The organism is Streptomyces sp. A18 (assembly GCF_059026065.1).
Window position 1 is genome coordinate 185838 of record NZ_JBWLKL010000001.1, and the last position, 12026, is coordinate 197863.

7 protein-coding genes are annotated in these 12026 nt (G+C 71.2%); 4 read left to right on the forward strand and 3 right to left on the reverse strand.

Annotation, left to right across the window (positions count from 1 at the left end; genetic code table 11):
* Positions 1-6: 6 nt before the first annotated feature.
* The 3 genes from AC5P1C_RS00905 to AC5P1C_RS00915 all read right to left on the reverse strand — a co-directional run bounded on the left by AC5P1C_RS00905 (position 7) and on the right by AC5P1C_RS00915 (position 7268).
* Positions 7-1749: a pyruvate dehydrogenase gene (locus tag AC5P1C_RS00905; protein WP_493863679.1), complete on the reverse strand. Its 1743-nt coding sequence runs from the start codon at positions 1747-1749 to the stop codon at positions 7-9.
* A gap of 62 nt (positions 1750-1811) precedes the next feature.
* Entirely contained in the window at positions 1812-3374 is a 1563-nt protein-coding gene (locus AC5P1C_RS00910) for a protein phosphatase 2C domain-containing protein (protein WP_493863680.1), read from the reverse strand.
* Between the two features lie 129 nt (positions 3375-3503).
* Positions 3504-7268: a S8 family serine peptidase gene (locus tag AC5P1C_RS00915; protein ID WP_493863681.1), complete on the reverse strand. Its 3765-nt coding sequence runs from the start codon at positions 7266-7268 to the stop codon at positions 3504-3506.
* Positions 7269-7473: 205 nt separating this feature from the next.
* Between AC5P1C_RS00915 and AC5P1C_RS00920 the strand changes: the two genes are divergently transcribed.
* The 4 genes from AC5P1C_RS00920 (at position 7474) to AC5P1C_RS00935 (ending at position 11944) form a co-directional block, all read left to right on the forward strand.
* The gene (locus tag AC5P1C_RS00920; RefSeq protein WP_493863682.1) at positions 7474-8457 is read left to right on the forward strand and encodes a helix-turn-helix transcriptional regulator; all 984 of its coding nucleotides are present in this window, start codon (positions 7474-7476) and stop codon (positions 8455-8457) included.
* A gap of 82 nt (positions 8458-8539) precedes the next feature.
* The gene (locus AC5P1C_RS00925; RefSeq protein WP_493863683.1) at positions 8540-9022 is read left to right on the forward strand and encodes a DUF456 domain-containing protein; all 483 of its coding nucleotides are present in this window, start codon (positions 8540-8542) and stop codon (positions 9020-9022) included.
* 201 nt (positions 9023-9223) lie between these two features.
* Positions 9224-11566, forward strand: coding sequence for a glycosyl hydrolase family 95 catalytic domain-containing protein (locus tag AC5P1C_RS00930; RefSeq protein ID WP_493863684.1), 2343 nt, complete (start codon positions 9224-9226; stop codon positions 11564-11566).
* 9 nt (positions 11567-11575) lie between these two features.
* Complete coding sequence (locus tag AC5P1C_RS00935) at positions 11576-11944, forward strand: PPOX class F420-dependent oxidoreductase (protein ID WP_493863685.1); 369 nt, start codon at positions 11576-11578, stop codon at positions 11942-11944.
* Positions 11945-12026 lie beyond the last annotated feature (82 nt).

Sequence of the window (12026 nt, forward strand, 5' to 3'; positions counted from 1 at the left end):
CCGACGTCAGGGGCGTGGCACGTTCCGCAGGTTGGAGCGTGCCATCTGGACCATGCGGCCGACGCCGCCGTCCAGGACGATCTTGCTGGCGGAGAGCGCGAAGCCGGTCACCATCTCGGAGCTGATCTTGGGCGGGATGGAGAGGGCGTTCGGGTCCGTGACGATGTCGACGAGGGCGGGGCCCTTGTGCGAGAAGGCGTCCTTCAGGGCGCCCACGAGCTGCTTGGGCTTCTCGACGCGCACGCCGTAGGCACCGGCGGCGCGGGCCACGGCGGCGAAGTCGGGGTTGTGGTTGGCCGTGCCGAACGAAGGGAGCCCGGCCACCAGCATCTCCAACTCGACCATTCCCAGAGAGGAGTTGTTGAACAGGACGATCTTCACTGGCAGGTCGTACTGGACGAGCGTGAGGAAGTCCCCCATCAGCATGGAGAATCCGCCGTCGCCCGACATGGAGATGACCTGGCGCTTGCGGTCGGTGAACTGGGCGCCGATCGCCTGCGGCAGCGCGTTGGCCATGGAGCCGTGGCTGAAGGAGCCGATGATGCGCCGCTTGCCGTTCGGGGAGATGTAGCGGGCCGCCCAGACGTTGCACATGCCCGTGTCGACGGTGAACACCGCGTCGTCGGCGGCGAGTTCGTCGACGACGGACGCCACGTACTCGGGGTGGATCGGGATGTGCTTCTCGACCTTGCGCGTGTAGGCCTTGATGACGCCTTCGAGCGCGTCCGCGTGCTTCTTCAGCATCTTGTCGAGGAACTTGCGGTTGGTCTTGGGTGTGACGCGCGGGGTGAGACAGCGCAATGTCTCGCGTACGTCGCCCCAGACGGCGAGGTCCAACTTCGAGCGGCGGCCGAGGCGTTCGGGCCGCACGTCGACCTGGACGATCTTGACGTCATCGGGCAGGAAGGCGTTGTACGGGAAGTCCGTGCCGAGCAGGATGAGCAGATCGCACTCGTGGGTGGCCTCGTACGCGGCGCCGTAACCGAGGAGACCGCTCATGCCCACGTCGAAGGGGTTGTCGTACTGAATCCATTCCTTGCCGCGCAGGGCGTGGCCCACCGGCGACTTGATCTTCTCGGCGAACTCCATGACCTCGGCGTGCGCGCCGGCCGTGCCGCTGCCGCAGAAGAGGGTGACCTTGTCGGCCTCGTCGATCATCGCGGCGAGCTTGTCGATCTCCGTGTCGCCGGGGCGCACCGTGGGGCGCGAGGTGACGAGGGCGCTCTCGGGTGCCTTGTCCGGGGCGGGCTCGTCGGCGATGTCTCCGGGCAGTGTGACGACGCTGACGCCCGACTGCCCGATCGCGTGCTGGATGGCGCTCTGCAGCAGCCGCGGCATCTGCTTCGGGCTGGAGATCATCTCGCTGTAGTGACTGCAGTCCTGGAAGAGCCGGTCGGGGTGGGTCTCCTGGAAGAACCCGAGGCCGATCTCACTCGACGGGATGTGCGAGGCGAGGGCGAGGACGGGCGCCATGGAGCGGTGGGCGTCGTACAGGCCGTTGATCAGGTGGAGGTTGCCGGGGCCGCAGGAACCGGCGCAGACGGCGAGGCTCCCGGCGATCTGGGCCTCGGCGCCCGCCGCGAAGGCCGCCGTCTCCTCGTGCCTGACCTGCACCCACTCGACGCCCTTGGTACGCCTGATCGCGTCCACGACCGGGTTGAGGCTGTCGCCCACGACTCCGTACATGCGGCGCACACCGGCGCGGTGGAGGATGTCGACGAACTGTTCGGCGACGTTCTGCTTGGCCATGGCTTCACGAACCCTTCAGTCCCCTTGACTCTCTTGGGTCCATGAATTCACAGGGCGGGCGCTCACGCCTCCCAAACGGTGGCCGCCGTCCGGTCGTCCGCGTACCCCTTGACCCTGACCTGGATGTCCGCGAGGAAGGTCGCGAGGCCCGGCGGACCGCTCTTGGCCCACCGCTGCGTGAGGTGAGCGGCGAGATCGGGCTCGCCGCGCAGAGGCTCGGCGAGACCGCCGCTGCAGAGCATCAGGGCATCACCCGGGCGGGCTACGGAGGCGCGGAAGCGGAAGGGTTCGCGGGGTGGCGGCTCGGGGGCGGGCTCGTACGGACTCGGGGGCGTGATGATGCCCATGTCCATGGTGAGCCGATCGCCGTCGGGGGTCTCCGGAGGCACGGAACCGAACCCGACGACCGGGGGGCCCGCGTCATTCGTGGAGTCGCTGACGTGCGGCTCGATGTCCTGCCACGCGCCGTCCCTGAGCCGGAAGAGTCCGCCGCCGCCGACACCGAAGAAGACGCGGGTGCGGCACTCGGGGTCGGCCGGCAGGAGGAGACACCGCAGGGACGCCGCGTACTCCTCGGGTTCGATGCCGAGGTCGACGGCGTGCGCGCGGAGCTTGCCGAGGCTGCGGTCGGTGAGCCGGTGCAGGCCGCTCTTGAGGTCGCCGCGCCGGGCGGCCCGGATGTCCTCGGAAAGCCGCTGGTGACTGCGGCCCACGGCCCGCCCGATCCACGCGCAGGCCTCGGCGGCGGCGCGATGGGCGCCCGGGGTGGCCCGCGCGCCGGTGGCCATGGCCACCAGGACCAGGGCGCTCTCCCCGGTCCCGAAGCGCGCGGTGAGCAGCGAGTCGCGCCGCGGCTCGCCCCGATAGCGGGCGGAGTCCCCGCGCACGGAGACGGCGCGGAGCGTGGAGGTGCCGTAGCGGGCTCCGTCCAGGACGGTGTCGGCGACGAGGTCGCCGAGGTCGTCCGGGTCGGCGGTGGGCAGGACCGTGGGCTCGGCGTCGTAGGTGGGCGGGCCGTCCCCCACGTACGAGACGGCGGCGGCCACGGGGTCCGGCGCCACGGACGGCTCCGGTTCCACCGGGGCAGGTGCCTGCTGTTCCGGAACCGCAGACTCCTCGGGCGTGCGAGGCGCGGGCACGGCGGTGGTGCGGCTGGGGTCGCCGGGGGGCTTCGCGGGCCCCGCCGGGAAGGTGACCGGGCCCGTGGGCGCGGCGGGGGGTTCCCAGGGAGCGATGCCCCGTGGAGTGAACGGTTCGCGTGGGGTGAGCGGTTCGCGCGCGGGAAGCGGTTCGCGCGGGGTGAGCGGTTCGCGTGGGCTGAGCGGTTCGCGCGCGGGAAGCGGTTCGCGCGGGGTGAACGGTTCGCCTGATTCAGGCCCGGCGCCCGCTCCACCCCGCCGGTCCTGGGCATCCGGGGGCGGTGCCTCCGGGGCCGCCCCGGGGGCGGGTGCGGGATCGGTTACGGCCTCGCCCGCCGCCGCGGAGACCGCCGAGGCGAACCTGTCGTCGAGGGTGTCGGCCGCCTCGGCCGGACCCGTGTCATGAGCGGAGTCGTCGTACAGCTGACCCCACCAGTCGTCCTCCTGGCCGGAGGCCCCGTCGTGCCTCTCCCCCTGCTGGCTCATGCCCCTATTGTCCACCGCTGGAGCCGCACGAAAACGGTGCATCCGGAAATTCCGGCCACCAGAAGGGTGATGAGGGCCGCCGGGCGGGCCCACCCCCCACGGGAGGACCGCCCGGCGGTGTCTGTGTGTCTAGCGCACGTCGTAGGCGCGAGCCACCGTCTGAGTGACGGAACTTCCGTTCGTATCCGTCAGTTCGGTCCTGAGCCAGACCTGCTGGCCCGAGGCGCCCGCGTGATCCACGGTGGCGGTCCACTTCCCTCCGGAGGCGGACGTCTTGGCCTCGGTCCAGGTCTTGCCCTCGTCGTACGAGTAGGACAGGGCCGCCGACTTGAGCGCGCCGGGCTCGTAGCCGGCGTGGCCCGTGGCCGTGAGGGCGATGCGCTGACCGTCCTTCGCCGCCAGGGTCTTCATGCCGTCCTCCGGCAGCTCGTAGCGCGGGAACAGCATCGGGATCCCCTGCGAGTAGGCCTCCTCGTCGAGGTGTGAGCGGAATGCCCACGTGGTCTGCGTCTCCGTGGACCGATGCCAGACCTTCGAGCCGATCTTCCGGGTGTCGAGGGTGAGTTCGTACGCGGAGTCGTCGGCCGGGACCGTGAACACCCCGAACGGCCAGCCCGACCGTCCCACGACCTCGCCGTCACGCTTCAGCTCGACGCTGCCGATGTCACCGAAACCGCCCTGGACGCCCTGGTGTTCGCCGTCGCCCCAGAAACCGGGAGCGACTCCGATCTGGTTGCCCTGCCGTTCCCCCGCGAGGCCGAGTTCTCCGTCGGCGTCACGGGGCGCGACGGGGGTGAGCACTCCCTCGTACCACTTCTCGATGCGCCGCTCCCCCTTCTCGTACGTCCGCACCGGGTCGATCATGAACTCCCCGAACGGGAAGCTGCTGGACACCTGGTGGCCCCAGCCGGTCGTGCCCGCCGAGTAGTACTCGGTGCGCTTGCCGGGGGCCGGCACCGACTCGATGTCGGCGAAGTACACCTCGAGTCCCGAAGGGCGGACGGCCGAGGGCAGGTCCACGTAGTCCGTGGCCGTGCCCATCGCGCGGTACGTCGCCTCGTTGGCGGCGAGGTCCTTGTCCCGCACGCGGTAGGTGCGGTCGTCGCGGATCTGGCCGGTCTCGGGGAAGGCGAGGTTGTAGACGTAGGGGCTCTTCGCCGTCCCCCTCCACGTCAACTCGACTGTTCCTTCGCCCAGTTCAGTGAGCAGTGCGGTCGCCTCGGCCGTCTCGATGCCGAGGACCGGCAGCGGGGAGCCGCCCAGGCCGACCGAGGGGTACCAGCGGCCCGGCGCCGCGCGGTGGGCGATGACCGCCACCGCGCCCGCCGCCTTCGCGTTCGTCGCGACGGCGTTCGCACTGCCGCCGTCCGGGAGCTCGACCAGGGCGATCTTGCCCTTGACCCCGGCGGCCTCCAGCTCGGCCGGTGTGCCGGACCCTGCGTCCACGAGAGCCGCCCTGCCCGTGCCGTCCAGGTTGGCCGATCCTGTGGACGCGGTCACGGGATGCAGCGACTTGCCGCCCACTACGGCGAGTTCGGAGAGCAGGGGCGCCGCTGCGCGCCAGTAGCTGCCGGACTCGAAGGTGCCGTCGGTCGCCTTGCCCTCGACGGACTGGTAGAAACCGCGGATGGAGCGCGGTCCCGCCGCGGTGCCCGCGTGCAGCCAGTTGTCGGCGCCCCAGGTGCGGGCGAACCCGAGGGTCGCGCCGCGCACTTCGGACTCCTTGTCCGTCTTGACGGCGAGGCGGTGCGCCTTGCGGGCGTCGAGCGTGACGGTCATGTCCTTCTTGACCTCGACCTGGGGCCGGGCGATGTGCGTGAGCGAGTCGGTCAGGGTGCCGCCGTCCGCGTCCGGGGTCGCGATGAAGCCGGTCAAGAAGTAGGCGCCGGGGCGGACTCGGTACGTCTGGTCGTTCGCGCCCTCGTTGAAGCGCCGTTCGCCGGTGGCGTCGTCGGTGCCGATGAGGTCGACGGACGACGGGCCGTCGGCAGGCTTCCCGGCGCGGTCGACGAGCTTGACGCGCAGGCTCACGGTCTCCGGCTGGACGTAGAGGGAGAAGGGCGTGGAGACCGCGACGCCCCCGTCGGCCTTCGCCAGGACGCGGCCGGTCACGTCGCCGTACTGCGCCTTCTTCAGGTCCGTGTCGGGGTCCAGCTTCAGCGGGACCTCGACCGTGGCCCCGGCGGCGACCTGCACGGAGCGTTCGCCGAGCCTGGCGATGCCCGAGCGCACGGGCGAGCCGTCGTTGCCGGTGACGCCCTGCACGGACAGCTTCAACTCCACGGCCTTGTCGGTGGTGTTGGTGTACGGGACGTCGACCGTCGTACGGTCCGAGTCGTCCTGGGGCCAGCCGAAGCTGCCGCCCTGCACGGCGGGTGAGCCGAGCACCTTCTGGTCGACGGCGGCCTTCACGTCGAGGCGGCCACCGCCCGTCTCGGTCACGTCACCGGGGATGCCGCTGTCCGCCGACGACACGAGGGCCGACTTGATCTGCTGCGCGCTCCAGTCCGGATGGCGCTGCCTGACCAGGGCGGCGGCGCCCGCGACGTGCGGGGCCGCCATCGACGTACCGCTCATGGACTGGTAGGCGTAGACGCCCCTGCCGCCCGCCGCCGCGGCGGAGATGCCGACGCCGGGCGCGGCGATCTCCGGCTTCAGCGTGTGCGAGCCGTACGCGGGCCCGCGGCTGGAGAAGTTCGCCGTCGAGTCGTCGCGGTCGACGGCGCCGACGGTCAGGACGCTCGGCGCACAGCCGGGCGAGGAGACGGAGTTGAGGCTCGGCCCCGTGTTGCCCGCGGCCAGGACGAAGAGGGTGTCCTTGCTCGACTGCGCGAGCTCCTCCGTGGCCGTGCTCATCGGGTCCGTGCAGTCGGTCCGCGCCGGGTTGCCCAGGCTCATGGAGACGACGTCGGCCTTCTCGTCGACGGCCCACTGCATGCCCGCGATGATCCATGAAGTGGCCCCGGAACCACTGTCGTCGAGGACCTTGCCGTGCAGCAGCCCGGCGCCGGGTGCCACGCCCTTCTTCTTGCCGTCGCTCGCCGCGCCGGTGCCGCCGACGGTGGAGGTGGTGTGGGTGCCGTGGCCCTGGCGATCCTCGTTGTCCGGCGAGTCGGTGAAGTTCTTCGTCGCGCCCATCCGGCCCTTGAGGTCGGGGTGTTCGGCGTCGGCTCCGGTGTCGAGCACGGCGACCTTGGTGCCCTTGCCGTCGTAGCCCGCGGCCCACGCCTCGGGGGCGTGCACCTGCTTGGTCGAACGGTCGAGGGTGGCCTCGACCTTGGCGTCCAGCCACAGCTTCTTCAGGTCGGACGCGGAACGGGACTCGGGCGACGTGATGTCCGCCCAGAAGTCCGCGGCCTTCTTCTTGTCGGCCCGCAGCGCGACGCCGTCGACGGGTTCGAGGACGAGCCCGCGCTCGGCGCCGCGCGGCGTCGCGGGCACGGAGCGCGTGACGTCGACCGAGGTGTCGTACACCGCGATCAGCGGCAGCTGCTTGGCGTGCGCGTCGTCGTAGCCCTGGCGGACGAGCCCTGTGACGTTGAAGAGTTCCTCGTCGACCTTGCCCTCGGAGATCGCGTGGACGGCGCCCTCCGGGTAGACGTACAGGTCCTGGCCGGACTGCCGCGTCTGGATGAGGGGCACGGTCCCGTCGGCTCCGGGCAGGGCGCTCGCGCCCGCGCGATCCTTGCCGTCGGACGTCACGAGGATGCGGTCGCCGGTGACGAGGGTGACGACGGAGCTGCCCCCGTCGCGTGCGGCGCTCCCCGCGGCCCCCACCAGGGGACTCGTGTCCGCCGTGGCCACGCGTGGCTCGGCCACGGACGGGACGGCCGCGGTGACGGCGAGGACGGCGGCGGACGCCGCCCCCAGGGCCGTACGCGATATCGGGCGCATCGCTCTCCCCAAGGTTGTCGGGCATGCGGAACCACAGCCGATATCCGACCAAAGGCCGTATTCGCGGCTGCCGTTGGTGCTGCGGTGGCGTCACCTTGGCAGAGAGGCGGGGGGTACGGGGATGATGTCCGGGGGCGGGTTTACGCCGTGGCTGTTTTCCGCCAGGGCGCCGTCGGAACGGATCCTTGGGGAGGGATGTCGGCGCATGCTGGCTGCGATAGGTCTGGACGAGACGCACGAATCGGCGTACCGCGCGCTGGTCGCGGTGGGCGCCGCCGACGTGCCCGATCTCGCGCGGCGGCTCTCGCTGGGCGAGCCGGACACCGTGCGCGCGCTGCGCCGCCTGGAGCTGGCCGGCCTCGCGGCCCAGGCGTCCGGCAAGGCGGGGCGGTGGGTGGCGGCCCCGCCGGGTGTCGCGCTCGGCGCGCTCCTGACCCAGCAGCGGCACGAACTGGAGAAGGCCGAGCTCGCGGCGAAGCTGCTCGCCGAGGAGTACCGCGCGCAGGCCGCCGAGCCCGCGGTGCACGACCTGGTCGAGGTGGTCACCGGCGCGGGCGCGGTCTCACAGCGCTTCCTCCAGCTCCAGCTGGGCGCGAGCGACGAGGTGTGCGCCCTGGTGACCGGCAACCCCGTGGCGATCACCGGCATGGAGAACGACGCGGAGGAGCAGGCGGCGGGCCGCGGCGTCACCTACCGCGTGGTGGTCGAGCGCTCCGTGCTCGCGCTCCCCAACGGCCTGGTCGAGCTCTCGACGGCGATCGGCCGCAACGAACAGGTGCGCGTCGTGGACGTCGTCCCGACGAAGCTGGTGATCGCGGACGGCTCGCTCGCGATGGTGCCGCTGACCTCGCGCAGGGCGGAGCCGGCCGCGCTCGTGGTGCACGCGAGCGGCCTGCTCGAATCCCTGACGGGCCTCTTCGAGGCGGTGTGGCGGGACGCGCTGCCGCTGCGGCTCGGCGAAGGCGGCAACTCGGTCACCGAGAACGCCCCCGACGGCCCGGACGGCGCGGACCTGGAGATCCTTTCGCTGCTCCTCGCGGGCCTGACGGACGCGAGCGTGGCCAAGCAGCTCGACCTGGGCCTGCGGACGGTGCAGCGCCGGGTCAAGCGCCTGATGGAACTGACGGGCGTGACGACGCGGCTGCAGCTGGGCTGGCATGCGTACGAGCGGGGCTGGGTGGCGCGGTAGACCTGGCCGGAAGGCGCTGCCCTGGGAGCCGGCCAGGAGGACGCGACCTGCGGTTTTGCCCCGGCTCCTGCACGCTTGACAGATGGGAGCGTGGGAACTCCTGCTGGTCGGAGTGGTGCTGCTGCTCGGGATCGGCGGAGTGCTTGTGCCCGGTGTGCCGGGGCCGTGGCTGGTGTGGGCCGCGGTTCTGTGGTGGGCGCTGAAGGACCCGGAGCCGGTCGCCTGGTGGGTTCTTGTCGGCGCGTCCGTGGTGCTCCTCGTGGCACAGGGCATCCGATGGCTGCTGCCGCCACGGCGCTTCCGGCAGAGCGGGGCCACGCGGCGGACAGCCGTGTACGCGGGGGCCGGGGCGCTCGTCGGGTTCTGTGTGGTGCCGGTGATCGGGTCGATACCGGGGTTCATCGGAGGGATCTACCTGTCGGAGCGGCTGCGGCTCGGCAGGCGCGGGGACGCGGTCGCGGCGACGCGGACGGCCATGCGGGCGGGCGGCTGGAGCGTGCTGACCGAGCTGTTCGCGTGCCTGCTCATCGCGGGGGCGTGGCTGGGGGCCGTGATCTGGGGCTGAGGCCCGACCGGGCGTCGGCGCGGGGAGCCGCCGGGGGCTCTTCTTGCGCATTCGCAGGGGGCTCTTCTTGCGCACTCATACGCATACGCAGCGCACGTTCACATACATGCACCCCCATCGGATCTCTCTCGACTCATTGACGAGATGACGCGCCTTCTCTAGCTTTCAGCGAGGTAAAGCTCCGATGACTCGGGAGACGCGATGCCCAGACCGTCCAGAAGAACCGTGCTCGCCACCGGATCGGCGGTCGGCGGCGCCCTGATGGCCGGCGGCCTGCCCGCCCAGGCCTCGGCCGCGTCCCGGGAAGCGGCGGAGGTGACCACACCCGGCGACCCCTGGCGCACCGTCCTCGATGACGCGGACCTGGTCTGGCAGAAGCTGCCCAAGACCTGGTACGAGGGCCCGTACCTCGGCAACGGTTTCCTCGGCTCGGGCATCTACGCGGAACCGAGCACGCGGCCGGGCGGCGGGACCACCGCGCTGCGCTTCAACGTCCAGCACGCCGAGGTGCAGGACCACCGCCCCGAGTTCGGCTCCCTCTTCGGCCTCGCGCGCCTGCCGATCGGCCACTTCACCCTCGAACCCGTCGGCAGGATCACCGGCATCGACTGGCGCCTGCGGCTGCGCGACGCCGAACTGACGGGCATCCTCACCACGGACAAGGGCACCCTGAAGCTCCGGGCGCAGATCCACACCACACGCTCGGTCCTCGTCGTCGAGGTCACGCCGAGCGCGGGCGAGCGCGGCTTCCGCTGGGTGTTCCACCCGGCGGAGGCGATCAGTCCGCGCGCCGCGTTCAAGCCGCTGCCGGAGGGGTACGCGGGCAACCCTCCCGCCCAGGTCGAAGAGCACGACGGCGTGACGGCCGCCGTGCAGCCGCTGCTCGCGGGCGGCCAGCACGTCACCGCGTGGCGGGAGCGGACACGGGGCGGCGTTCGGACGCTGTATGTGAACGTGGCGCACTCGCATCCGAGGACGACGGCCCACGACCGTGCGGTGCGCGCGGTGCGGAGTGCGGCGAGCCTCTCGTACGACGGGCTCGCGGCGTCGCACCGGGCCTGGTGGCACGCCTACTACCGCAAGAGCTTCCTGTCGCTGCCCGATGCCCGGATGCAGCGCTTCTACTGGATCCAGCTCTACAAGACGGCGGCCGCCGCCCGTCGCGACGCACCGGTGATGGCGACCTGCGGCCCCTGGCTGGAGCCGACGCCATGGCCCAACACGTGGTGGAACCTGAACGTGCAGCTGGAGTACTGGCTGATCCACGGCTCCAACCACCTCGAACTGGACGCGGTCACACGAGCGTTGAGCGAGTTCCGGTCCAACCTCACCCAGGAGATGGCGGCCCCCTACCGCGCCGACTCGCTCGGCGTCCCCCGCACCACGGACCCGTCCCTGGTGAACGGAGCATCGGTCACGGACGGCGGCTACGGGGTGGGGATCCCCGGCCAGGACCCTCCAACACCCGAGGTGGGAAACCTCACTTGGGCCCTGCACAACGTCTGGCTGAGCTACCGCCACACGATGGACGAGTCGATCCTGCGAGACGTCCTCTTCCCGCTCCTCCGTAAGGCCATCAACTATTACCTGCACTTCCTGGAGCCGGGCGCGGACGGCAGGCTGCACCTCCCGGCGACCTACTCCCCCGAGTACGGCGGCAACTCGCGCGACTGCAACTACGACTTGATGCTGCTGAAGTGGGGCTGCCGAACACTGCTGGAAGCCGCTGAACTCCTGGGCGTGGACGACACGTTGGCGCCGCGGTGGAGGGAGGTGGACAGCAGGCTGGCCGCGTACCCGACGGACGAGAACGGCTACATGATCGGCGCGGACATCCCCTTCGCGAAGTCGCACCGCCACTACTCCCACCTGCTCGCGGTGTACCCGCTCTACGAGGTGACGGGCCGCACGTCGGAGGAACGTGCCCTAATTGAGAGGTCGTTGGCGCACTGGGTCGGCTTCGAGGGAGCGCTGCAGGGCTACACCTTCACGGGCGCCGCGTCGATGTCCGCGCTGCTCGGCAAGGGCGAGGACGCGCTGAAGTACCTGGGCCAGCTGATGAGCCGCTTCATCCAGCCCAACACCATGTACAAGGAGTCGGGTCCGGTCATCGAGACCCCGCTCTCCGCCGCGCAGTCCCTGCACGACATGGTCTGCCAGTCCTGGGGCGACGTCATCCGCGTCTTCCCCGCTCTGCCGTCGGCGTGGGCGGACCTCACGGTGCACAACTTCCGTACGCAGGGGGCGTTCCTGCTCAGTGCGGTGCGGGAGGGCGGGGCGACCCGGTGGGTACGGCTCGTGAGTGAGGCGGGGGCGCCGTGTGTGGTGCGGCACGGGATCGCGGGGGCGGTCGAGGTGCGGGACGGGCGGGGGCGTGAGCTGCGGTACGAGGATGTGGGCGAGGGTGGCGCCGGGGTCATCAGGATCACCCTGAGGCGGGGCGAGTCGGCGCTGATCACCGCGAAGGGTGACCGGCCGGATCTGCGGATCACCCCGGTCGAACCGAACGAGGAGGCACCGCGCTGGGGCCTGCCCGCGGCTTAGGCTCTCGCCATGACCGAATTCAGCGAGGCCGAGCGGGCGTACCTCAAGTCCCAGCGGCTGGGGCGGATGGCCACCGTCGACGCGACGGGGCAGCCGCAGGCGAATCCTGTCGGGTTCTTCCCGCAGGACGACGGGACGATTCTCGTGGGCGGGTACGCGCTGGGCACCACCAAGAAGTGGCGGAATCTGCAGAAGAATCCGAAGGTGTCGCTGGTGGTGGACGATGTGGTGAGTGAGAGGCCGTGGAAGGTGCGGGGGGTCGACATCCGCGGGGATGCCGAGCTCCTCACGGGGCCGCACGAGTTGGGGCCTCACTTCAGTGAGGAGCTGATTCGGATTCATCCTCGGCGGATCCACAGCTGGGGGCTTGAGCAATAGATGGTCCCCAACCCCGCCCCTTCCCGAAAACCCGCTCTGGCGCGGGGGGCCTTGGCTGCCGTCCATCACCGGCTCCGCCGAG